Below are 22,693 nucleotides of genomic sequence, written 5' to 3'. Positions count from 1 at the left end.
CGCTACCCGACGAGCCGGCGCCGACGGACGAGGACGGCGAGCGAGCCGCCGGCGACGAGCAGGATCGCGAGCCCGAGGGTCACGGCCAGGCGGCGCCCCGTATCGGCGAGCGAGGCGAGGATGCTGAGTGACGCGGTGCCCGAGATGCCGCTCTCGACCCCGGTCAGCACGACCGTGTGAGCGCCGAGCTCGACGTCCGCGGGGATCGTCGCGGCGAGCGCGACCGTGCCGTCCGCCGCGGCGGGGGCGCCCACGAGCAGCACCGGGGTCGAGTGCAGCCAGAGCTGCACCGTCTCACCGGGGCGGAAGCCCGACCCGGTGACCCGGAGGGTGTCGCCCGGCCGCACGATCGAGGCGTCGAGGGTGACGCTCGCCGTCGTCGCGGCCGGCTCGGCCGGCACGGTGGGCCGCGGCGTCGCCGGGTCGGTCGGCTCGGGCGTCTCGGTCGGGTCCGTCGGGTCGGTGGGGTCCGTCGGATCGGTGGGGTCGGTCGGGTCGGTCGGATCGGTCGACGCCGCGTCGACGAGGACGGCGACCGTGCGGGCCGGCACCGAGACTGTGCCGGTCACGGCATCCCACGTCGTGGCCTTGACGACCTCGTCGGCGCCCGCCGCCTGCACGGGCGACAGCGCGTACCCGTCGCCGGCGAGCGCGTCGATCGTCTGCGTCACCGGGTCGGGCGAGGCGTTGAAGACGACGAGGAGACCGTCGAGCGCGTCATCCACGTCGGAGGATGCGCCCCGGGCGCCGGTCGCCGCGTCATCCGCGACGTGCATGACGATGACGCCGGGCGTCGCCCCCGTGCCCGAGCCCGGGAACGTCAGCTTCTGCTCGATCAGCTCGGCCGAGCCGAGGCGGAACAGCGGCGTCGAGTCCTGCAGCCGCAGGAGGTCGAGCGCGCCCGACTCGGCGGCCGACATCGCCGCGGCGTCCGGCTTCAGCGCGGCGTTCGCGAGCAGCGGCGCCATGATCGACCACTTCTCGCCGTTGTCGGCCTCCATCGGCAGGCCCGAGCCGAACGTCGACTCCCGGCCCGTCCAGTCGATGCGGTTGAACCAGTCGCCCGAATCGTACGAGTTGCGGTCGAGCGACTTCGAGCGCAGCAGCTCGGTGCCCGCGTGCCACAGCGACGGCGACTGGGAGAGCGTCACCGTCGCGAGCGACAGCGTGTTCATGCGCACGCGGTCGGCCATCGACGTGCCCGTCGGCAGTTTCAGCACCGAGAGGTCGTAGAGCGTCTCGTTGTCGTGGGCGTCGACGTAGTTGATCGTCTCGTCGGGCTCGGCCGCGTAGCCCGCGGCCTGGCCGTTGTAGTCGATCGCACTGCCGGCCGTCAGCACGCCGTCGCTCGTCACGAACTCGAAGTCGGCGAGGTTGCCGGCGAGCCCGAGCTTGACGAGGTCGCTCTGGTGGCCGAGGTCGGCGAGCGCCTGCTCGGCCGTGCCGTTGATCGGGTCGCCGTTCGGGTCGGTGCCGAGGCCAGTGCCGAAGCCCTGCCGGAACGTCGAGCCCGAGTCGACCGGGCTGCCGCCGTGCACGGCATCCCGGAGCCGGTCGTTGAAGGCGCCGATGCCGGTGCCCGCGAGGTTGCCCTGGCGCGCCTGCTCGAACCGGGCGTCGTCGGCGACCTCGCCGAAGTTCCAGCCCTCGCCGTAGAGGTAGATCGCCTCGCCGTCGACGCCGTCCTTCGCGAGCGTCAGCTCGTCGAGCGCGGCGCGCACCGCCGCGAGGTTCTCGGTCGAGTGGTGGCCCATGAGGTCGAAGCGGAAGCCGTCGACCTTGTAGGCCTTCGCCCACAGCACGGTCGCGTCGACCATGAGCTGCTCGGCGACGGCGTGCTCGGTGGCGATGTTCTGGCAGCACGTCGAGGTCTCGACCGTGCCCGAAGCCGAGAGGCGGTGGTAGTAGCCGGGCACGATCCGGTCGAGCACGGACTTCGCGCCCTGCCCGGCCTCGGCCGTGTGGTTGAACACGACGTCGAGCACGACCTGCAGCCCGGTCGCGTGCAGCGCGCCGACCATCGTGCGGAACTCCGCCGTGCGGGCGCCGCCCTCGGGGTCGGCGGCGTAGGAGCCCTCCGGCGCGAGCCAGTGGTACGGGTCGTAGCCCCAGTTGAAGCCGTCCGCGCCCGCGACCGCGGACACGCACGCCTGCTGCTCGCTCGACGCGGGGCCGAACGAGGCGAAGTCGCATGCCGGGGCCGCCTGGGCATCGCGGCGTTCCTCGATCGTCGCGATGTCGAACGTCGGCAGCAGGTGCACGGTGTCGATGCCGGCCGCGGCGAGCTGTCGAAGCTGCGCGGTGCCGTCGCTCTCGAGCGCGAACGCGCCGTACGTGCCGCGCTCGGCGGCGGGCACCGACTCGTCGGTCGCCGAGAAGTCGCGCACGTGCAGCTCGTAGATCGATCGGTCGGCGTCCTGTTCGACGATCGGCGCGGGGGTGTCGCTCCAGAGTTCGGGAGCGAGGTCCGGGTCGGTCAGATCGAGCGCGACCGAGCGTTCGGAGTTCGTCGTGAGCGCCACCGAGTACGGGTCGGTGACGAGGTTCGTCTCGACCTGCCCGGTCGCCGGCTGGAAGACGACGACCTCCCACTCGTACTGGGCGCCGGCGAGATCCTTGCCGCCCTCGAGGCTCCACACGCCCGACTTCGCGTCGAAGGATGCTTCGTGCCGCTCGGTCTCCTCGCCGCTGCCGGTCACGAGCGTCGCCGCCGCAGCGGTCGGCGCCCACAGGCGGAAGGTCGGCTTGCCGGCTCCGTCGAACGACACCCCGAGCTCCGTCTCGGCGACGGCGTCGGCATAGAGCGCATCGAGCACGCCCGGGATCTGCACGCCCGTGACGGCCGCGAGGGCCCCGTCGCCGCCGGTCTGGGCGACGGCGAGCTGCCCGGTGAGGAGGTCGTGCGTCTCGTCGCGCGAGAGCCCGTCGACGCGGAGCGCGACCGAACCGGCGAGGTGCGGGAACGCGGCGAGCTGGTCGGCGGTGAGCCCGCCGTCGACGCGAAGCAGGGCGACCTCCGACGTCGCGCCGGTGACGGCGCCCTCTGAGACGGCGAGTCCGTCGCCCATGGCCCCGAGCAGGCGCCACGATGCATCCGCGTCGGCCGAGCCGAGCCCGGCGGGCCAGGCGATCGTGTCGGCATCGATCCACTGCGCGCGGGACTCGCCCGTGCCGGGCAGCGGCGGGTCGGCGACCTCGATCGCGAGCACGTGGGTCGCGAGCGTGTACGAGAACACGACCTGCTTGCCCGCGGACGCGGTGAACGCGTAGTTCGCCCCGCCCGGCACGCCGTCGACGCCGTAGTTCTCGGCCCATGAGAGGCCGTGCGCGACCTTCGCCTCGAAGGCGCCGGCGGGCAGCAGGGACGTCGCGAACGTGTAGACGCCGTCGCCGTCGCCGTCGGTGAGCCACGTCGCGAGGCAGTCGGGCGACCAGTCGCCCGCGCAGCCGAGCTCGGACTGCAGCGAGCCGGGCAGCGTGACGATCGGGCCCTGCGACGTGTTCTGCACCTGCTTGGAGACCGGGTCGAAGTAGAACGTGATGGGGCCGCCCGCGTGCTCGAAGACGATGTTCGCCCCGTCGAGCACGCCGTTCGCGCCGAAGTTCACGGTCCACGAGCCGTTGACGGCGACCTTGTACTGGTAGGTGCCGGCCGGCAGGTCGGCGAAGGTCTTCGCCCACGCGCCGTCCGCGCGGTGCTCGAGCTGGATCGCGCCGCAGTCGGGCGTCCAGTCGCCGGCGCAGCCGAGTTCGGAGTTCAGGTCGCCCGGCACCGAGACCGAGTCGTAGCCCGTCTCCGGCGCCTCGGGGAGCGTCGTCGTGACGGCGTTGCCGACCGACGCGAACGTCGAGGCGGCCGAACGCTGTCCGGCGGCGTCGACGGTCACGGCGCGGTACTCGACGAGCGTGCCCGCCGCGAGGCCCTCCTGGTCGACGTCGTGGAAGACGCGCGGGGCGGCCGACTCGGCCGTGCCGAGGGCGTGCCACTCGTCGGAGCCGACGACGCGCCACGCGAAGGAGGTCTCCTGCCAACGGTCCGCGTCCACGTCGGCGGCGACCGCGACGCGGCCGGACAGTCCGGCGCCCGCGGCGGGCACCGAGACGGCGATCGCGCCGGCGGCCTCGGGGGCGGCGACCGCGCGATCGGCCTCGAACACCGCCGCGGAGAGCGGCGGCACCGTGACCGTCACCGTGCCGTCGGCGGACGCGACGACGCCCGCATCGGCGCCGTACAGCGGCGCGAACGAGGCATCCGGCGTCAGGGTCGTGAGCGAGACGGTCTTCGCGGTCGTCGCGTTGTTGAGGGCGACGAGGTGCTCGACGCGCTCGTCGCGGTCGACCCGCGAGAACGCGTAGACGCCCGCGCCCGTGTCGGCGTAGCGCTCGAACTGGGCGCCGCCCGAGAGGGCCGGATGACCGGCGCGCAGCGCCGACAGCTCCGCGATGCGGGCGTAGAGCGGAGCATCCGTGTCGAAGCGGTCGACCGAACCGGCGGTCTCGCCCGTGACGAGCGGCTGGTCGACGTACTCCGCAACCTGCGACGCGAAGAGACTCTGGCGCGCCGATTTGTCGTTGCCGGAACCGGCGCCCGCGAAGCCCTGCTCGTCGCCGTAGTAGACGACGGGCTGGCCGCGGGTGAGGAACATGAGTTCGTGGGCGAGCTCGTCGCGCTGCAGGGTGTCGCCGGCGTTCTGCAGGAAGTAGCCGACCCGGCCCATGTCGTGGTTGCCGAGGAACGTCGGCAGCGAGGACGCCGAGGAGTCGGGGGTCGTGTAGAAGTCGTCGCCCGCGAAGAGGTCGGAGAGCCCCGTCGCCGAGTTCCCGGCGGCGAAGCCGACGGCCTTCGACTGGAACGTGAAGTCGAGCACGGAGTTCATGTCGGTGTCGCGCACGTACGGCGCGGTCTTGACCGGGTCGGCGTCGTAGACCTCGCCGAACATGAAGAAGTCGGGCTTGCCGGCCGCGTGCGCGTAGTCGAGCACCTCGGCCGACCACCGCTCCCAGAACTCGAAGTTCACGTGCTTGACGGTGTCGATGCGGAAGCCGTCGATGCCGAGGTCGATCCAGTCCTCGTAGACGTCGACGAAGCCGTCGACCACGCTAGGGTGCTCGGTCATGAGGTCGTCGAGCCCGGTGAAGTCGCCGTAGGTGACCGACTCCCCCGACCAGGTCGAGTCGCCGCGGTTGTGGTAGAGCGTCGGGTCGTTGAGCCAGGCCGGCGTCTTGACGACCTCGGGGTTCACGACGGGCGTGTACGGGAAGCTCGTGGCCGCGTCGAGCGCGGGGAAGCCGTCGGTGCCCGCGTAGTCGGCGGGGTCGAAGGCGGTGCCGTCCGCGTCGAGGTAGGGCGAGGTCGCCTGGTCGACGTAGCCGTACTCCCCCTCGGCGTACGAGATGCCGTCGGCGGTGTGGTTGGTGATGATGTCGAAGTACACGTCGATGCCCTGGGCGTGCGCCTCGTCGATGAGGGCCTCGAGTTCGGCGTTCGTGCCGAGGTGCGGGTCGATCTGCGTGAAGTCGGTCACCCAGTAGCCGTGGTAGCCCGCGCTCGCGTCGGCGCCCGTGCCCTGCACCGGCTCGTTCTTGAACGACGGCGTCAGCCAGATCGCGCTCGTGCCGAGGCCCGCGATGTAGTCGAGGTTCGCGCGGAGGCCGGCGAGGTCGCCGCCCTGGTAGAAACCCTTGTCGGTCGGGTCGTAGCCGGTCGTGAGCCGGTCGCCGTCGAGACCGCCGTCGTTGTTCGACGCATCGCCGTCGGCGAAGCGGTCGGTCATGACGAAGTAGAACTGCTCGCCGGCGCCGGCATCGCGCACGGGCGCGGCGACGAGCGCGTCGTCGGCCTCGGTGTAGCCCGCGGCGAGCGATTCGGCGACGATCCCGACGCGGTGGGTCGTGTCGTCGAACACGAACCGCAGCGTCGCCGGACCGGCGAGGGTCAGCGGGATGTTCTCCCCGCCCCCGTCGAGGCCGTAGGACTCGTCCCACGCGTCATTCACGGCGACCTTGTACTCGTAGGCGCCCGCGGGCACCTCGAAGGTCGTCGCGTACACGCCCGCCGTCTCGGTCGGCGCGAGCTCGCTCTCGGCGCAGGCCGGGTCCCAGTCGCCCGCGCAGCCCACCTCGGACTGCAGCGAGCCGACGAGCGCGAACGTGCGCGCCTCCTCGGCCGCGTTCGCGGACGCACCGACGACCGCGAGCGACGATCCCGCGACGAGGATGCTCGCGCCGAGCGCGACGGCCGCGCGACGGACGCGCAGGCGGGGTGGTTCGAACGGGCGGAAAGTCATCTTCGACTCCTCGTGCGGCACCTCGACGTGCCGTTGCTCGGGCGGACGATCCCGCCGGGGGCGGCGGTTCGAGCCCGAAGCTAGCAGCGCGGCGCGTGCTGATGCAAGCGCTTGCAATTGCAATCACGCGGATCTCGGCCATCCCGCCCGCCCGAATCGCAAACGCTTGCGTGCCGTCCTGCCGGTCGAGTGGCGACGTGCGCCCGCTGGTCGAGCAGCGACGTGCGCCCGCTGGTCGAGCAGCGAAGCGTATCGAGACCTCGCAAGCCGGCACGGCATCCCGAGGGGTCTCGATACGCTCCTTCGTCGCTACTCGACCGACGCGTGCCGTCCCGCTGGTCGAGTAGCGAAGCGTATCGAGACCTCGCAAGCCGGCACGGCATCCCGACGGGTCTCGATACGCTCCTTCGTCGCTACTCGACCGACGCGTGCCACGGGTACGACCACCAGCGCGGTCTCGATACGCTCCTTCGTCGCTACTCGACCAACGGCGGGCGGGGCTTACAGGCCCGAGTAGGCGTGCAGTCCCTTGAAGAACAGGTTGACCACGGTGAAGTTGAAGAGCACCGTCGTGAAGCCGATGATCGCGAGCCACGAGGAGCGCGAGCCGCGCCAACCGCGCGTCGCTCGCGCGTGGATATAGCCGGCGTAGACCACCCAGATGATGAAGGTCCACACCTCCTTGGTGTCCCAGCCCCAGTAGCGGCCCCAGGCGCGCTCGGCCCAGACGGCGCCGGCGATGAGCGTGAACGTCCAGAAGATGAAGCCTACGACGTTGAGGCGGTACGCGAGGTTCTCGAGGGTCTCGGCGTTCGGCAGCGACGCGAGGAAGCGCAGCTTCACGGCCTTGCCCTCGGCGAGCAGGACCTCGCGGTGCGACTGCAGCAGCTGCACGATCGAGAGGGCGAAGCCGAGCGCCAGCAGGCCCACGGCCGACGTCGCGACGAAGATGTGGATCACGAGCCAGACCGACTGGAGTGCCGGCGGCAGCGGCGAGATCGGCACGTAGAAGTTCACCGTGGCGACGCCGAGGAAGACCAGCACGAGCCCGGTGATGAACGTGCCGAGGAAGCGCAGGTCGTACTGGCGCACGGCGAACACGACGATCAGGTAGACGGTCGTGATCATGAGCGTGCCCGTGAGGGCGAACTCGTACATGTTCGCGAACGGCACCCGACCGGCGGCGAGGCCGCGCAGCACGTCGGCCGTGACGTGCAGCGCCCACGCGATGACCGTGAGCGACGTGCCGATGGCGACGAACTTGCCGCTGCGGTTCCCCGTCGGTCGAGTAGCCCGCGAAGCGGGCGTATCGAGACCGGCCGAGTCGACCCGCGAGGCCTCGATACGCGGCTTCGCCGCTACTCGACCAACGGAGGCCGCCCCGACGAGCTCGCGCTCGGCGGTCGCGGGCGCCGGCGTCGACCGCGTCGCCAGGTCGAAGGCGTAGGCGATGAACGCGAGCGCGTAGACCGCCATCGCCGAGTAGACGGCGATGAGCGAGTAATCGTCGAGATTCACGGGTTCTACCTTAGGTCGGAGTTCAGTGGGCGGTGTCGGAATCCGTCGGTCGAGTAGGCGCGCCGGCGCCGTATCGAGACCCCGCAGGGCGCGTCACCCGGTCTCGATACGCGTCGCTACTCGACCGACGGGGGGCCGGCGGGTTCGTATGCGCCGGCGTGCTTGTCGGCGAGCGAGGCGACCGCCCCTTCGAGGGTCGGATCCTCGCCGCGGGCGAGACCCGCGTACTGCACCGTCACGGTGCCGTCCTCGCCGGGGACCGCCTTCACCCACACGCGCCGGCGCGGCACGAAGAGCGAGAGCACGAGGCCGGCGATCACGAGGATCGCGAAGACGAGCACCCATCCCTGCGACGGGTCGCGGTGGATGTCGAAGGACGCGAAGCGCTTGACCGAGTTCGAGTAGTCGCCCGTGGCCGCCACGTCGCCGCCGGAGGCATCCACGAACCCGATCGTGCCGAGCCCGTTCGGCAGCTCGGCGGACTCGCCGGGCATGAGCTCGATCGAGTCGACGCCCGTGTCGCCGCCCGTGAGCTGCTCCAGATCGCTCGTGTCGAGCTCGTAGACCGAGGTGGGCACGCCGTCGTCGAGCCCGAGGTCGCCCTGGTACACGTTGCAGGTCAGCATCGGGTAGACGAGGTCGGGGTAGGTCGAGGTGAAGGCGCCGGAGGCGAGCTCGTCCTGCGTCGGGTAGAAGAAGCAGATGAGGCCGAGCTGCTCGTCGAGGCCGTCCGGCACCTTGAGCACGCCGACCGAGGTGAGCTCGGCGCTCTGCGGGAGGAACGGCGTCGAGTCGTCGAAGACGACGGTGCCGTCGGGGGCCGTGATCTCGACGGTCGGCGCGTAGCCGTTGCCGAGCAGGTACACGTCGGTGCCGTTGGTGCGCAGCGGGCCGTTGACCTTGACGATGCCGTCCTCGGTCTCGCCGCCGGGCTGCTGCACGTCGACGTGCGCCGTGAAGTCGGTCGGCTGGCCGATCGCGCCCTGGTTCTCGGTCTCGTAGACGACGTCGAGCTGCTCGAGGCCGAGGCGGTAGGCGTCCAGGCTGTTCGTGTCGACGAAGCGGCCCGGGTTGAACGAGTCGTAGGCCTGCAGCGTGTTGACGAAGGACTGCCCCTCGACGAGCACGCGCTGCCCGGCGAAGCCGAACCCGCCGCCGATGCCGACGGCGACGAGGATGCCCACGAGCGCCGTGTGGAAGATGAGGTTGCCGGTCTCGCGCCAGTAGCCGCGCTCGGCCGACACCGAGGGCTGGCCCTTCGCCTCGTAGCGTTCGACGCGGTAGCCGAGGCGCTTCAGGATGAGCGTCGCGTCCGCGACCACGGCCTCCGGGTCGCCGACGACCGTGCGCTCGGTGTAGCCGGCGAGGCGGCCGAGTCGGGCCGGCGTGCGCGGCGGCCGGGCGCGCAGCGCCTGCCAGTGGTGCTTGGTGCGCGGGATGATGCAGCCGATGAGGGAGACGAACAGCAGCAGGTAGATCGCCGAGAACCAGACCGACGAGTACACGTCGAACAGCTGGAACCAGTCGAGCACCGGCGCGAGGTCGGGGTTGTCCTGGAAGTACTGCGTGACGCCGTTGGGGTCGCTCGAGCGCTGCGGCACGAGGGAACCGGGGATCGCGGCGATCGCGACGAGCAGCAGCAGCAGCAGCGCCGTGCGCATGCTCGTGAGCTGACGCCAGCCGAAGCGCAGCCAGCCGATGAAGCCGAGGCTCGTCTCCTGCACGCCGGGCCCGCGGCCGTCGTCGCCGGAACCGCCGTCGATGGCATCCGCCGGTCGTGCGACGTCGGGCGCGAGGTCGCGCTTCGGTCGCTTCGCCCGGCCGTCCCTGTCGTCGGAGGGCTGAGTCCCGGAGGACTCGGTCTCAGAGGATCGTGTCAAAGCCCGTGATCACCGCCTGCAGTTCGGACATCCAGACCGTCCAGAGGCCGGAGAGCATGATGACGCCAACGACGATGAGCAGCGCGCCGCCGACGAGGTTGACCGCCCGGATGTGCTTGCGCACCCAGCCGAGCGAGGAGGCGACCCAGCCGAAGCCGAGCGCGACGATGAGGAACGGGATGCCGAGCCCGATGCAGTAGACGAGGCCGAGCAGCGCCGCCCGGCCGATCGAGCCGGAATCGAAGCTCAGCGCGAACACCGCCGCGAGGGTCGGGCCCATGCACGGCGCCCAGCCGAGGCCGAAGACGACGCCGAGCAGCGGCGCACCCGCGAGGCCCGCCTTCGGCCGCCAGGTGGGCTTGATCGTGCGCTGGAACCAGCCGAACGCGCCCATGAAGACGAGGCCCATGACGATGAGCACGACGCCGAGCAACCGGATGATGAGGTCGCCGTAGGCCTTCAGCCAGAGCCCCGCGACGCCCGCGAGGATGTTGAAGACGACGAAGACGACCGTGAAGCCGGCGACGAAGAGGCCCACGCCGAGCAGCAGCCGCCGGCGCGCGCGGCGCGCTTCGGCCGCCTCCGCCGAGGCATCCGCGAAGCCGCCCAGGAAGCCCAGATAGCCGGGCACGAGCGGCAGGACGCACGGCGAGAGGAACGAGACCAGGCCGGCGGCGAGTGCGATCGGGATCGCGACGAGCAGCTGCCCGTTCGCGACGACGTCGCCGACGCCCACGCTCAGTCCTCCTCGAGCACGGTGTCGACCATCGAGTCGATGATCGAGGCGTCGGAGATCTGGCCGAGCAGGCGCGCGGCGACGCGGTGCTCGCGGTCGAGCACGATGGTGGTCGGCACGGCGTTCGGCGGCACGTCGCCCGCGAACGCGAGCTGCGCCATGCCCGAGTCGACGTCGAGGATCGAGGGGTACCCGATGCCGAACTGCTCGTCGAACGCGTTGGCCTGCCCGGCGGCGTCGCGGATGTTGATGCCCACGATGGACGCCCCGTCGCCGAGCCGCTCGTCGAGGTCGGCGAGGATCGGCGCCTCCGCGCGGCAGGGCGCGCAGGCGGCGTACCAGAAGTTCACGACGAGGACCTCGCCGTCGTGCGCCGTCGAGTCGTACGTCGAACCGTCGACGGTGCCGCCGTCGAAGACGACCGGGTCGCCGCGGTCCTCCGGGGCGATCTCGACGTAGGTGCCGTCGCCGGCGATGTAGCCCTTGTTGGAGCCCTCCCGGTACTGGTCGGCGAGGGTGTCCTCGCCCGAGCACGCCGACAGGCCCGCGGCGAGCGCGAGCGCGGCGGCCGCGGCGAGCGCGGTGCGGATGCGACGGCGCATCACACGGCCCCGTTGTCGACGGCCTCGGCGGCGAGGTGCGCGGCCGGGTCGCGGTAGTCCGCCTCGACCCAGGCGCCGCCTGCGGGGCGCTCGAAGGTCGTGATGCTGGAGAGCGCGCAGCGGCGCTTGCGGGGGTCGTGCGGGAGGGACTCGCCGACGACGCGGCGGTGCACCATCCAGATCGGCAGCTGGTGGCTGACGAGGATGACGTCGCCGCCCTCGACCGAGTTCCACGCCTCATCCATCGCCTGGAGCATGCGCGCCGCGATCTGCACGTACGGCTCGCCCCAGCTCGGGAGGAACGGATTGCGCAGCTTCGCCCAATTGCGGATGTCGCCGAGGTCGCCCTTCAGCGACATGCGGCCGCCCTCGAAGTCGTTCCACGGCTCGATGAGGCGCTCGTCGATGCGGGCCTCGAGTCCGAACGCGGTCTCGTGGGGCGCCGCGGACTCGCGGGTGCGCTGCAGGGGCGACGCGACGATCGCGGAGACCGGGCGACCCGCTTCGGCGAGCGTCGCCGCGGCCTCGGCGGCCATGCGGCGTCCGAGTTCGGAGAGGCCGAAACCGTCGAGTCGTCCGTAGAGCACACCGCGGGGGTTGAAGACCTCGCCGTGGCGCACGAGATGGAGCTGTTCGGCCGGCACGGGCCAAGTCTACGAACGCCCTTCCTCCGAATCCGCCGCAAACGGGCGACCGGGAGGGTCGAGCGGCTTCGAATCGGCCGGGATCGGACCGCCGGGCGACGTTCAGCCCGGCCGACTAGGATTTCCCCTCATGACCGCACGCACCCCTGTTTCGCAACTCGCCGCGCTTCCCGACGGCCCTGTCACCGTCGCCGGTTGGGTCGAGACGGTCCGCGATCAGAAGAAGGTGCAGTTCGTCATCCTCCGCGACGAGACCGGCTCCGTGCAGCTCGTGAACCCCGCCGTCCGCGAACTCGACCCCGAGACCTCCGACGCCGCGACGGCCGACGCCTTCGCCGTCACGAACGAGATCTCGGCCCTCGCCCACGGCTCCTTCATCAAGGCGACCGGCACCCTCAAGCACGACGAGCGCGTCAAGCTCGGCGGCCTCGAGGTGAAGATCGAGTCCCTCGCCGTCGTCTCCGAGGCCCTCGAGGCGCCCATCGCCGCCGACTCCAGCCTCGACAAGCGCCTCGACTGGCGCTTCCTCGACCTGCGTCAGCCGAAGCAGAACCTGATCTTCCGCGTGCAGACGACGTTCCTGCACGCCCTGCGCACCGTGTGGGTCGAGAAGGGCTTCATCGAGATCCACACGCCGAAGCTCATGGCCTCGGCCTCCGAGTCGCGCGCCGAGCTCTTCCAGCTCGAGTACTTCGAGACCGTCGCCTACCTCGCGCAGAGCCCGCAGTTCTTCAAGCAGATGGCGCAGTCCGCCGGCTTCGGCGGCATCTTCGAGGTCGGCCCGGCCTTCCGCGCCGACCCCTCGTTCACGAGCCGCCACGCGACCGAGTTCACCTCGATCGACTCCGAGTTCAGCTGGATCGACTCGCACGAGGACGTCATGGCGCTGCACGAGGAGCTCCTCGTCGCCGGCTTCCAGGCGATCGCCGACAAGCACGGCGACGAGATCCGCGAGGCCTTCGGCGTCGAGGTGACGGTGCCGTCGCGTCCGTTCCCGCGCGTCACCCTCGCCGACGCGAAGCGCATCGTCGCCGAGCGCGGCTACGAGGTGCCGCGCGCCGACGCCGACATCGACCCCGAGGGCGAGCGCCAGATCTCCGCGTACGTCAAGGAGGAGTTCGGTCACGAGTTCGTCTTCCTCACGGACTACGACTCGAGCATCCGGCCGTTCTACCACATGCGTCGCGAGGGCGACCCGTCGGTCACGAACTCGTACGACCTCATCTTCAACGGCGTCGAGATCTCCACGGGCGCGCAGCGCGAGCACCGCATCGACGTGCTCGAGGCGCAGGCCCGCGACAAGGGCCTCGAGCCCGAGGAGCTCGCCTTCTACCTCGACTTCTTCCGCTACGGCGTGCCCCCGCACGGCGGCTTCGGCATGGGCCTCGCGCGCGTGCTCATGCTGCTGCTCGGCGAGTCCTCGATCCGCGAGACGACGTACCTCTTCCGCGGCCCGACGCGCCTGCTCCCCTGATCCGATCCAGGATGCCCGGAGGGGCGCTTCCCGTCGGGAAGCGCCCCTCCGTCGTTCCGGGGGCAGCGGGTCGAGCGGGCCCCGTTCCGATCGCCGGTCGAGGAGCGGCGCAGGAGCGTCTCGAGACCCCGCGCCGGCTCGCAGGGTCTCGATGCGCTGCGCTACTCGACCAGCGAAGTCCCCTTCAGCTCCGGCAGGAACAGCGCGGCGGCGGCGGCGACCGCGAAGACCACGGCGAAGAGCACGAACAGCGGCGTCGTGCCGCCGACGGCGATGAGCGGTGCGACCGTGAGCGGCGCGAGGATCGAGGCGATGCGCCCGACGCCCGCGGCCCAGCCGGACCCTGTGGCGCGCAGGCGCGTCGGGTAGAGCTCGGGCGTCACGGCGTAGAGCGCGCCCCACGCGCCGAGGTTGCAGAGCGACATGAGCATGCCGCTCACGACGATCTGCACCTCGCTGCCGCTGACCGCGCCGAACCCGAAGGCGACGGCCGAGACGACCGACCCGGCGAGGAACGCCGCGAGCGTCGCCCGGCGGCCCCACGCCTCGATGAGCCAGGCCGAGAGCGCGTAGCCGGGCAGCTGGGCGAGGGTGATGAGCAGGACGTACCCGAACGAGGTCAGGAGGTCGTAGCCCTCGGCGACGAGGATGCTCGGCAGCCACGTGAACGCTCCGTAGTACGAGAAGTTCACGGTGAACCACACCACCCAGATGGCGATGGTGCGGCGGGTGCGGCCGTCGTGGAAGAGCTCGCGGATGCCGCCCGTCGACGTGGATTCCGGCGTCGGAGCCGTCTCGGCGGGGGCCGGCACGCCCGCGGACTCCTCGAACTCGCGGACGACCCGCTCGGCCTGCTCGTGGCGGCCCTTCGCGTCGAGGAAGCGCACCGACTCGGGCAGCCCCCACCGCACGACGATGGCCCAGGCCGCGGGGATCGCGCCGAGCGCGAGCGCCCAGCGCCAGCCGTCGTCGGAGCCCGGGATGACGAGGAAGCCGATGAGCGCGGCGGCGATCCAGCCGATCGCCCAGAACGACTCGAGCACGACGATGACGCGGCCGCGGATCTTCTTCGGCGCGAACTCGCTGACGAGCGTCGAGGCGACGGGCAGCTCGGCGCCGAGGCCGAGGCCGACGAGGAAGCGCAGCGCGATGAGCATCCCGACGCCCGTCGCGAGCGCGGACGCACCCGTCGCGAGCCCGTAGACGAGCAGCGTGAGGGCGAAGACCTGCTTGCGCCCGATGCGGTCGGCGAGCAGCCCGCCGAGTGCCGCGCCGATCGCCATGCCGGCGAAGCCGACCGAGGCGACGAGGCCGAGCGAGCCGACCTCGGCGTCCCATTGCACGCGGAGCGCGGCGATGACGAATGAGAGCAGCCCCACGTCGAGGGCGTCGAGCGCCCACCCGATGCCGGCGCCGCCGAGCAGCCGGCCGTGCTTGCGGGTGAAGGGCAGGCGGTCGAGCCGCTCGGGCCGCGTGAGCGGCCGGGAAGCCGTGCCGGTCTCCGCGCCGGTGCCCGCGCCCGCCTCGCTCAACGCTTCGCGCCGGTGAGCGCCGAACGGAAGCGGTCGGCGTCGACCCGCCAGAAGTCGTGCACCTCGTCGTCGATGAGCACGACGGGGATGTCCTCGCTGTACTTCGCCGTCAGCTCGGCGTCCTCGAGCAGGTTGACCTCGGCGAACTCGACGACGGGCGCGCCCCGCGTGCCCTCGAGACCGGCGAGCACGCCCTGGATGACGCCCCGGGCGTCGTCGCACAGGTGGCAGCCGGGCTTGCCGATGAGGGTGACCCGTCGAACGGGCGATTCGCGCTTGCGGAACACGTGGACCAGCCTAGGACGGCGCCGCGGCAGCGTCCCCGGGGAAGCGAAAAGCGCCGAGCCCGTGCGGGATCGACGCTTCGTGCCAGCAAGTCGCGCGGAGCGGAACTTACTTCTTGTTGCGACGCTGGTGGCGAGTCTTGCGAAGCAGCTTGCGGTGCTTCTTCTTCGCCATGCGCTTGCGACGCTTCTTGATGACAGAACCCACGAAAACCTCACAAAAGTATGTGGTCGGACGCGTGTGTCGCGCCCTGAGCCGGAACGGCCTCGGGATAGTCTACCCGATCGCCCGAGCAGCCTCGTTCAGGAACCGAGGATGCCTCGATGCGCCGCCTGCGCGCCCGGTTCGCTACCGTCGGGGCATGGCCGGGTTCCACGTGCGACGAACGACCGCAGACGACTGGCGGCAGGTCCGCGCTCTCCGGCTCGAGATGCTCGAGGACACCCCGCTCGCCTTCCTCGAGACGATGGAGCACGCCCTGGCGCAGCCGGAGGCCGAGTGGCGCAACCGGGGCGCGCGCGGCTCGCACCCCGGTCGCATCGCGCTCGCGGCCATCGAGTCGGACCCGGTGTCGCCGAACGGCGAGGGCCGCTGGATCGGCACCATGGGCGGCTTCGTCCCCGACGCGAAGACCGGCCCGATGCTCATCGGCGTCTACGTCTCCCCCGACTACCGCGGTTCCCGCGCGGGCGTCGCCGATGCGCTGCTCGACGGCATCGAGGAGTGGGCCCGGATGCAGGCCACGACGCTCACGCTCGAGGTGCACGAGCGGAACCCGCGGGCGACCCGGTTCTACGAGCGCCGCGGGTTCCACGACACCGGGGCCCGTACCCCCTACCCGCTCGTCGCCGGCGACCTCGAGGTCGTCATGGTCAAGCGGCTCTAGGCCGGGCATCCGGAGCCGACGCGTCAGACGCGGGAGAGCACCACGACGGGGATGCGGCGCTCGGTGCGGCGCTGGTAGTTCTCGTAGTCGGGCCAGGCCGCGACCATCTCCTCCCACATCGCCGGCTGCTCCTCCGCGGTCGCGGTGCGCGCCGTGGCGGCGAAGCGGTCGTCGAGGATCTGCACCGTCACCGACGGGTCCGCCTCGAGGTTGAGGAACCACGCCGGCGGGGCATCCGTGCCGCCCTTCGACGCGACGACGAGGTAGTCGTCGCCCCACGGGCGGAAGATGAGGGGCTGCGTGCGCTCCTCGCCGGACTTCCGTCCGAGCGTGGTCAGCAGGAGGATCGTGGTGTCGTTGCGCCAGCGGTAGCCCGCTTCGCCGTCGGTCTCGACGTAGCGCTCGACGTGGGCGGGGCCGTACAGATCATGGTTCGCAGTCGTCATGCGACCAGTCTGAGGCCCGTACAGGCGGCGTTCGCCGGATTCCCCGGATTCGCGCAGGCGTCAGTCGACGTCGCTCGCCTTGCGGCGGATGGGGGCGACGGCGGCCTGCACCCGCAGCGCGGCGTCGGCGGCGATCTTGCCGAGCGCGGTCGCGAAGCCCAGCTGCTCCTCGTTCAGCATCGTGCCGCCCGCGGCGGCGAGCGTCGCCGCGTCCGCGGCCGCATCCGCCGAGGTGAACGGGATGAGCCAGTCCTCGATCGTCTCGAGGGGCTCGCGCACGAGGTGGTAGTAGCGGTGCTGGCCCTCTTCGCGGACGCCCGCGAGACCGGCTTCGCGCAGCACCTTGAGGTGCTTCGAGACCGTCGGCTGGCTGAGGCCGAGCTCGGCGACGATCTCCGACACGCTGCACTCGCCGGTCGAGTCCTCCTGACGGAGGAGCACCGCCAGGATGTCCCGGCGCGTGGTGTCGGCGACCACGTCGAAGATATCCGCCATGCGACATAGGCTAGGGCCTCGCCGATGGATCGTGCACGCCCTGCGGCATGCACATGGCGCGTGGCGCGCCGGTCGGCCCGCGGCGCCGGAATCGCCGGGAGTAGCATGGCGGGACCGACCCGTGGGAGGGGTGCATGCGGGGGCAGGCGTTCGATCGGCCGCGATTCGGGCGCTTCCGCGGTCGGCCGGTGAAATTGCGGGATGCGATCGACCAGGTCGTCGGCCGGTATCCGTCGCGGTTCGCCATCACCGTGTTCCTCGGGCTCATCGTGCTCTTCACGGTGCTCTTCACCCTGCCGATCTCGAGCCGCACCCGTGAGTTCACCCCGCTCCACGACGCCCTGTTCACCGCGGTCTCGACGATCTGCGTGACTGGCCTCACGACCGTCGACATGTCGACGCACTGGTCGGCGTTCGGCAACGGGCTCGTGTTCATCGGCGTCAACATCGGCGGCGTCGGCGTGCTCACGCTCGCCTCCGTGCTCGGCCTCGCGATCTCGCGCCGGCTCGGCCTCCGCGCGAAGCTCATCGCCGCGAGCGACACGAACCCCTCCCGCATCCACACCGGCCCCGTCTCCGAGCGGCAGGCGATCAAGCTCGGCGACGTCGGCGGCCTCCTGGCCGCCGTCGCCATCTCGGCGATCGTCATCGAGGGCATCACGATGCTCGCGATCCTGCCGAGCATGCTGGCCGCGGGATACGACTTCTGGCATGCGCTCTGGTACTCCGCGTACTACGCGGCGATGGCGTTCACGAACACCGGCTTCTCGCCGAACCCCGAGGGCCTCGCGCCGTTCGAGACCGACTACTGGATGCTCACCTGGCTCATGATCGCCGTCTTCCTCGGCGGTCTGGGCTTCCCCGTCATCTTCGCCCTCGCCCGCGGCTGGCGGAATCCGCGCCGCTGGGGCGTGCACGTGAAGTTGACCCTGACGACGACCGCCGTGCTGCTCGTCTTCGGGATGATCATGTTCCTGCTGCTCGAATACTCGAACCCGAAGACCTACGGCTCGATGGGCTTCGGCGAGACGACGTACCAAGCGCTCTTCATGTCGATGATGACGAGATCGGGCGGCTTCTCGACCGTGAACATGCACGACCTGTACGGGTCGTCGATGCTCGTCTCGAGCATGCTCATGTTCATCGGCGGCGGCTCCGCGTCCACCGCGGGCGGCATCAAGGTGACGACGTTCGCCGTGCTCGTCCTCGCCGCGTTCGCCGAGGCCCGCGGCGCGCCCGCCATCGAGGCCTTCGGCCGGCGCATCCCCGCGGACATCCTGCGCCTGGCCGTCGCCGTCGTGCTGTGGGGTGCGACGATCGTCGCGGGGGCGAGCATCTGGATCCTCCAGCTCACGAAGATGCCGTTCGAGCAAGTGCTCTTCGACGTCATCTCCGCGTTCGCGACGTGCGGCCTCTCGACGGGCCTCACCGCGTCGCTGCCGCCCGAGGGCGTGTACGTGATGGCGGTGACGATGTTCCTCGGACGCGTCGGCACCGTGACCTTCGCGGCGGCGCTCGCGTCGTCCCAGCGTCGGCAGCTGTACAAGAAACCGGAAGAGAGGCCCATCGTTGGCTGAACGCATCAAGCACGACGCCCCCGTGCTCGTCATCGGACTGGGGCGCTTCGGCGCGGCGACCGCCGGCCAGCTCGACCGGCTCGGCCGCGAGGTCCTCGCCGTCGACTCCGACGAGCTCCTCGTGCAGAAGTGGGCGGAGCGCGTCACGCACGCCGTCGTCGCGGACGCCCGCTCGATCGACGCGCTCAAGCAGATCGGCGCGCACGAGTTCTCGACGGCCGTCTGCGCGGTCGGCTCCTCGGTGGAGGCCTCCGTGCTCATCACGGCGAACCTCGTCGACCTCAAGGTGCCGCAGATCTGGGCGAAGGCGATCTCGGCCTCGCACGGCCGCATCCTCTCCCGGATCGGCGCGAACAAGGTCGTCTACCCGGAGCGTGAGGCCGGCGAGCGCGCCGCGCACCTCCTGACAGGCCGGATGCTCGACTTCATCGAGTTCGACGACGACTTCGCCCTGGTGAAGATGTACCCGCCGAAGACGATCCGCGGCAAGAACCTCACCGACTCGGGCGTGCGCTCGAAGTACCACGTGACCGTCGTCGGCGTGAAGAGCCCCGGCAAGGACTTCACCTACGCGACCGAGCAGACGGTCGTCTCGAACCACGACCTCATCATCGTCTCCGGCCGGGAGGCCGACATCGAGCGGTTCGCCGCGCTCGACTGAGTTGGCCGGCCCGGCCGCCGAGCCGCGCGCATTCAGAGTATTCACAAAACTGTGAATCGGGCGTACGCTCGCGCTCCATGACCACCGTGATCCGCACCGAGGGGCTCGTCAAGCGCTTCGGCCGCACCCGCGCGCTGGACGGGCTCGACCTCGACGTCGAGGCCGGCACCGTGCACGGCTTCCTCGGCCCGAACGGCGCCGGCAAGTCCACCACCATCCGCATCCTGCTCGGGCTCGCCCGCGCCACCGAGGGCACCGCCCGCATTTTCGACGACGAGCCCTGGGGCTGGGCCTCCGCCCTTCACCGCCGCATCGCGTACGTGCCCGGCGACGTGAGCCTCTGGCCGAACCTCACCGGCGGCGAGGCCGTCGATTTCTTCGCACGCCTGCGCGGCGGCACCGTCGACCGCGCGGCCTACACCGAGCGCAGGGCCCGGCTCATGCAGGAGTTCCAGTTCGACCCGCGCGTCAAGGGCCGCGCGTACTCGAAGGGCAATCGGCAGAAGGTGGCGCTCATCGCCGCCTTCGCGACGCCCGCCGACCTCTACGTGCTCGACGAGCCGACGAGCGGCCTCGACCCCCTCATGGAGCAGGTCTTCCGGCGAGAGGTCGACCGTGTGCGCGCCGACGGCGCGACCGTGCTGCTCTCGAGCCACATCCTGAGCGAGGTCGAGCAACTCTGCGACCGCGTCAGCATCATCCGCGCGGGCCGCACCGTCGAGTCCGGCAGCCTCGGCGAGCTGCGCCACCTCACCCGCACCTCCGTGTCGTTCGCGACGAACGGCCTCGACCCGGCGGCGATCTCCGCGCTCCCGGGTGCGCACGACGTCGCCGTCGACGAGGCGCGCGTGCGCTTCACCGTCGACTCGGATGCCGTCGCCGCCCTGCTGCCCGAACTCGGCCGCCTCGGCGTGCAGGGCCTCACCGTCGAGCCGCCGTCGCTCGAGGAGCTGTTCCTGCGCCACTACGGCGACGAGCTCGCCGCGACCGGTGCCGAGGAGGCGCCGCGCGCATGAACGGATTCGGCGCGCTGCTGCGGCAGCGTCTCCGTCGCGACCGCTGGACGCTGCTCTGGTGGATCCTCGGCACGACGGCCCTCGCGGCGATCGTGCCGGGCGCGATCGGCTCGTCCTACGGGACCGAGGCCGAACGGGCCGGCCTGCTGCAGCTCACCGCGCAGGCCCCCGCCATCCTGATCTTCCGCGGCACGCCGAACGGCGCCGACGAGGGCGCGTTCTCGTTCTTCCTGATCTTCGCCTTCCTCGGGCTCATGGCCGGGCTCATGAACACGTTCCTGGCCGTGCGGCACACCCGCGCCGAAGAGGAGGAGGGTCGCGCCGAGCAGGTCGCCGCGACACCGGCCGGCCGGATCACACCGACGATCGCGACCGTCGCGCACGGCGTCCTCGCCGACGTCGTGCTCGCCCTGCTCGTGGCCGCGGCCTTCGCGGGCGGCGGGCTGCCCGTCTCCGGGGCGCTCGTGACCGGCGCGGCGACCGCCGCGGTCGGCATCGCGTTCCTCGGGTTCGGACTCGTCGCCGCGCAGTTGTTCCGCACCTCCCGCGCGGCCAACGCGCTCTCGGTCGCGGCCGTGCTCGCCGCGTACGTCGTCCGAGGGATCGGCGACGCGACCGGCGAGCGGTCGGCGGACGGGCTGCACGTGACCCCCGGCTGGGCCTCCTGGCTCTCCCCCATCGGTTGGGCGCAGCTCGCGAACGCGTGGAACGGCGACGACTGGGTCGCGCTGCTGCTGCCGCTCGGCTTCGGGCTCCTGCTCGTGCTCGCGGTGCTCGGGCTCCAGCGCGTGCGCGACCTCGGCGCGAGCCTGCTGCCCGGGCGTCGCGGCCGCGCGAGCGCCGGACCGGTGCTGGCCTCGACGCTCGGGCTCGCCTGGAAGCTCGACGTCGGCGTGATCGTCGCGTGGGCCGTCGGCGGGCTGTTCACCGGGCTGCTCGCGACCTCGCTGACCCCGCTCGTCGACGCCATCGCCACGGATGCGCCGCAGGTCGGCGACACCCTCCAGGGCATCGCCGGCGCCGACGGCACGATCGAGCAGGCGCTGCTGACGACGTTCTTCACGATCGGCGGACTCCTCGCCGCCTGCTGCGCGGCGCAGATCGTCATCAAGGCGCGCCAGGAGGAAGCGCGCGGCACCGCAGAACTCGTGCTGGCCACGCCCGTCGGGCGGGTGCGCTGGCTCGCCGCCTTCCTCGCCGTCGCCGCCATCGGGGCCGTGCTCGCGCTCGCGGCGACCTTCCTCGGGGCGGTGCTCGGCACGGCCTCCATCGACGACCCGTCGCAGGCCCTCCGCGACAGCGCCCTCGCGGCGCTCGGCCAGGTGCCCGCGGCACTCGTCTTCGTGGCGATCCCGGCGCTCTGCTTCGTGCTCGCCCGCCAGGCGACGATCCCGCTCACGTGGGCGCTGCTCGGCCTCAGCGGATTCCTCGGCGTCTTCGGGGAGCTGCTCGGGCTGCCGGACTGGACCCACGATCTGTCGCCGTTCGCGCACGCGCCGACGCCGCAGGGCGACGACTACGACTGGTCGGGCGGTTGGTGGCTGCTCGGCGTCGCGGCGGTCGGCATCGCGGCGGCGCTCGTGCTCATGCGACGCCGGCAGGTGGCGGGCGACGGGTAGTCGGCGGCGAGCGGTCGAGGGCCGCCCCGATCCGGAACGGGGCGGCCGCGAATGGGAGGATGACGGGATGCCGAAGGACGAGCAGGCGCTGGGGGCGGCGGTCGAGCAGGCCGCGGCGGTGCTCATCGCGGCCGGCTTCCCGAAGATGCCCGCCCGCGTCCTCATGGCGCTGCTCGTCGCCGATTCAGGGGGCCGCACCGCGGCCGAACTCGCCGAAACCCTCGCCGTGAGCCCCGCGGCCATCTCGGGAGGCGTGCGCTATCTCGAATCGCTCGGCATCATCCACCGCATCGCCCAGCCCGGCAGCCGTCGCGAGCGCTGGGAGGTCTTCGACGACGCCTGGTACGTGGCGCTGGCCGGCAAGTCCCCCGTCTACGCGGCCTTCGCCGCCGTCGCCGACAAAGCGGTCGCGGCGATCGACGATTCGGAGTCCGCCGGATCGCGTCGCACCGCCGAGATGGCCGCCTTCTTCCGCTTCTTCGAAGCGCGGCTGCCCGCGCTCATGGAGGAGTGGGAACAGCTGCGCCGATCCGGCGAGTACTGACCCGGGCGGATGCCGCGGCCCTACGCCTCGATGAAGAGCCCCGCGGTCGAGACCACGAGGCCGAGGAAGCCGATGCCGAGGAACAGCAGCGCGAGCGTGCGCAGCAGGTGCATCGCCGGACGGCGGCGCTCGAGGCGCATCGTCGACGGCGAGTTGCGGGCCGTGTAGGCCGGGAACTCGGTCGCGTCGCCGATGCGGCGCGCCTCGTCGTGGTGCAGGGTGCGCTCGAAGAACTCGTTGCCGGCGAACCAGCGGGCGATGCGCCCCTCGGGCGTCTCGACGAGCACGATCTCCGTGTCCTCCCAGCCGCCGTCGAAGGCGTGCACGACGAAGACGATGATGAGCAGCAGCAGGCCGAGCGGCAGGCCGATCCAGGAGAGCAGTTCGCCGATGAGCGAGGCGATCTCCACGGACGACATGCTGCAACAGTAGCCGCCGCAGGGGCTCCGACCCGGTCGCCCGTGAGCGGCGCATGAGCGTTGCGCGGCGAC

Annotated in this window: 19 protein-coding genes; 7 read left to right on the top strand and 12 right to left on the bottom strand. The window is 71.4% G+C overall.

Translation table 11 applies throughout. The features are described 5' to 3' along the window. Positions 1-2 precede the first annotated feature (2 nt). From pulA to GB864_RS05845, 6 genes are all read right to left on the bottom strand, one after another. On the bottom strand, positions 3-6,287 hold the full coding sequence (gene pulA / locus GB864_RS05870) for a pullulanase-type alpha-1,6-glucosidase (protein WP_202107009.1): 6,285 nt from the start codon (positions 6,285-6,287) through the stop codon (positions 3-5). 501 nt (positions 6,288-6,788) lie between these two features. Then, positions 6,789-7,763 carry a c-type cytochrome biogenesis protein CcsB gene (gene ccsB / locus GB864_RS05865; RefSeq protein WP_160423428.1) on the bottom strand — a complete coding sequence of 325 codons (975 nt, stop codon included), beginning with the start codon at positions 7,761-7,763 and terminating at the stop codon, positions 6,789-6,791. Positions 7,764-7,921: 158 nt separating this feature from the next. Beyond that, on the bottom strand, positions 7,922-9,568 hold the full coding sequence (gene resB / locus GB864_RS05860) for a cytochrome c biogenesis protein ResB (RefSeq protein ID WP_336603895.1): 1,647 nt from the start codon (positions 9,566-9,568) through the stop codon (positions 7,922-7,924). A 100-nt stretch (positions 9,569-9,668) separates the two neighbouring features. Next, positions 9,669-10,421 (bottom strand): cytochrome c biogenesis protein CcdA, encoded by a 753-nt coding sequence (locus GB864_RS05855; RefSeq protein WP_160423413.1) that lies wholly within the window; start codon positions 10,419-10,421, stop codon positions 9,669-9,671. A 2-nt stretch (positions 10,422-10,423) separates the two neighbouring features. Then, positions 10,424-11,023 (bottom strand): TlpA family protein disulfide reductase, encoded by a 600-nt coding sequence (locus GB864_RS05850; protein WP_160423412.1) that lies wholly within the window; start codon positions 11,021-11,023, stop codon positions 10,424-10,426. Continuing rightward, positions 11,023-11,667, bottom strand: coding sequence for a histidine phosphatase family protein (locus tag GB864_RS05845; RefSeq protein WP_160423411.1), 645 nt, complete (start codon positions 11,665-11,667; stop codon positions 11,023-11,025). The genes GB864_RS05850 and GB864_RS05845 overlap by 1 nt, the downstream gene beginning before the upstream one ends. A gap of 130 nt (positions 11,668-11,797) precedes the next feature. Here GB864_RS05845 and aspS point away from each other — a divergent pair, with 130 nt between their 5' ends. After that, on the top strand, positions 11,798-13,141 hold the full coding sequence (gene aspS / locus GB864_RS05840) for an aspartate--tRNA(Asn) ligase (RefSeq protein WP_160423410.1): 1,344 nt from the start codon (positions 11,798-11,800) through the stop codon (positions 13,139-13,141). A 161-nt stretch (positions 13,142-13,302) separates the two neighbouring features. Here the strand turns inward: aspS and GB864_RS05835 are convergent, their stop codons facing one another. The 3 genes from GB864_RS05835 to GB864_RS05825 form a co-directional block, all read right to left on the bottom strand. Further along, positions 13,303-14,673 (bottom strand): MFS transporter, encoded by a 1,371-nt coding sequence (locus GB864_RS05835; protein WP_160423409.1) that lies wholly within the window; start codon positions 14,671-14,673, stop codon positions 13,303-13,305. Next, on the bottom strand, positions 14,670-14,960 hold the full coding sequence (locus GB864_RS05830; protein WP_160423408.1) for a glutaredoxin family protein: 291 nt from the start codon (positions 14,958-14,960) through the stop codon (positions 14,670-14,672). Before GB864_RS05830 ends, GB864_RS05835 begins: the two co-directional genes overlap by 4 nt. A 106-nt stretch (positions 14,961-15,066) precedes the next feature. Further along, positions 15,067-15,165: a 30S ribosomal protein bS22 gene (locus GB864_RS05825; protein ID WP_003792170.1), complete on the bottom strand. Its 99-nt coding sequence runs from the start codon at positions 15,163-15,165 to the stop codon at positions 15,067-15,069. A 154-nt stretch (positions 15,166-15,319) separates the two neighbouring features. Between GB864_RS05825 and GB864_RS05820 the strand changes: the two genes are divergently transcribed. Continuing rightward, on the top strand, positions 15,320-15,844 hold the full coding sequence (locus GB864_RS05820; RefSeq protein WP_160423407.1) for a GNAT family N-acetyltransferase: 525 nt from the start codon (positions 15,320-15,322) through the stop codon (positions 15,842-15,844). Positions 15,845-15,867: 23 nt separating this feature from the next. On the opposite strand, the gene GB864_RS05815 is transcribed toward GB864_RS05820, so the two are convergent. After that, entirely contained in the window at positions 15,868-16,290 is a 423-nt protein-coding gene (locus GB864_RS05815) for a nitroreductase/quinone reductase family protein (protein WP_160423406.1), read from the bottom strand. 60 nt (positions 16,291-16,350) lie between these two features. After that, positions 16,351-16,785 (bottom strand): ArsR/SmtB family transcription factor, encoded by a 435-nt coding sequence (locus tag GB864_RS05810; RefSeq protein WP_160423405.1) that lies wholly within the window; start codon positions 16,783-16,785, stop codon positions 16,351-16,353. A gap of 188 nt (positions 16,786-16,973) precedes the next feature. Here GB864_RS05810 and GB864_RS05805 point away from each other — a divergent pair, with 188 nt between their 5' ends. The 5 genes from GB864_RS05805 to GB864_RS05785 all read left to right on the top strand — a co-directional run bounded on the left by GB864_RS05805 (position 16,974) and on the right by GB864_RS05785 (position 22,202). Beyond that, the gene (locus tag GB864_RS05805; protein ID WP_336603893.1) at positions 16,974-18,362 is read left to right on the top strand and encodes a TrkH family potassium uptake protein; all 1,389 of its coding nucleotides are present in this window, start codon (positions 16,974-16,976) and stop codon (positions 18,360-18,362) included. Further along, complete coding sequence (locus GB864_RS05800; protein WP_160423403.1) at positions 18,355-19,023, top strand: potassium channel family protein; 669 nt, start codon at positions 18,355-18,357, stop codon at positions 19,021-19,023. Before GB864_RS05805 ends, GB864_RS05800 begins: the two co-directional genes overlap by 8 nt. 77 nt (positions 19,024-19,100) lie before the next feature. Further along, on the top strand, positions 19,101-20,039 hold the full coding sequence (locus tag GB864_RS05795; protein WP_202107008.1) for an ABC transporter ATP-binding protein: 939 nt from the start codon (positions 19,101-19,103) through the stop codon (positions 20,037-20,039). Further along, entirely contained in the window at positions 20,036-21,658 is a 1,623-nt protein-coding gene (locus GB864_RS05790) for an ABC transporter permease (RefSeq protein ID WP_160423402.1), read from the top strand. The genes GB864_RS05795 and GB864_RS05790 overlap by 4 nt, the downstream gene beginning before the upstream one ends. Before the next feature lie 67 nt (positions 21,659-21,725). Beyond that, positions 21,726-22,202 (top strand): GbsR/MarR family transcriptional regulator, encoded by a 477-nt coding sequence (locus tag GB864_RS05785; RefSeq protein ID WP_160423401.1) that lies wholly within the window; start codon positions 21,726-21,728, stop codon positions 22,200-22,202. Between the two features lie 20 nt (positions 22,203-22,222). Here GB864_RS05785 and GB864_RS05780 read toward each other — a convergent pair whose 3' ends face one another. Continuing rightward, on the bottom strand, positions 22,223-22,621 hold the full coding sequence (locus GB864_RS05780; protein WP_160423400.1) for a hypothetical protein: 399 nt from the start codon (positions 22,619-22,621) through the stop codon (positions 22,223-22,225). Between the last annotated feature and the right edge of the window lie 72 nt (positions 22,622-22,693).

Source organism: Agromyces seonyuensis (assembly GCF_009789225.1).
Taxonomy (GTDB): Bacteria; Actinomycetota; Actinomycetes; order Actinomycetales; family Microbacteriaceae; genus Agromyces; species Agromyces seonyuensis.
This window is presented reverse-complemented; position numbering and strand designations above follow the sequence as displayed.

Coding starts and splice junctions, on each gene's coding strand:
- pulA (WP_202107009.1), bottom strand. CDS start 6,287: ATGACTTTCCGCCCGTTCGAACCACCCCGCCTGCGCGTCCGTCGCGCG.
- ccsB (WP_160423428.1), bottom strand. CDS start 7,763: ATGGCGGTCTACGCGCTCGCGTTCATCGCCTACGCCTTCGACCTGGCG.
- GB864_RS05850 (WP_160423412.1), bottom strand. CDS start 11,023: ATGCGCCGTCGCATCCGCACCGCGCTCGCCGCGGCCGCCGCGCTCGCG.
- aspS (WP_160423410.1), top strand. CDS start 11,798: ATGACCGCACGCACCCCTGTTTCGCAACTCGCCGCGCTTCCCGACGGC.
- GB864_RS05820 (WP_160423407.1), top strand. CDS start 15,320: ATGGCCGGGTTCCACGTGCGACGAACGACCGCAGACGACTGGCGGCAG.
- GB864_RS05815 (WP_160423406.1), bottom strand. CDS start 16,290: ATGACGACTGCGAACCATGATCTGTACGGCCCCGCCCACGTCGAGCGC.
- GB864_RS05810 (WP_160423405.1), bottom strand. CDS start 16,785: ATGGCGGATATCTTCGACGTGGTCGCCGACACCACGCGCCGGGACATC.
- GB864_RS05795 (WP_202107008.1), top strand. CDS start 19,101: ATGACCACCGTGATCCGCACCGAGGGGCTCGTCAAGCGCTTCGGCCGC.
- GB864_RS05790 (WP_160423402.1), top strand. CDS start 20,036: ATGAACGGATTCGGCGCGCTGCTGCGGCAGCGTCTCCGTCGCGACCGC.
- GB864_RS05785 (WP_160423401.1), top strand. CDS start 21,726: ATGCCGAAGGACGAGCAGGCGCTGGGGGCGGCGGTCGAGCAGGCCGCG.
- GB864_RS05780 (WP_160423400.1), bottom strand. CDS start 22,621: ATGTCGTCCGTGGAGATCGCCTCGCTCATCGGCGAACTGCTCTCCTGG.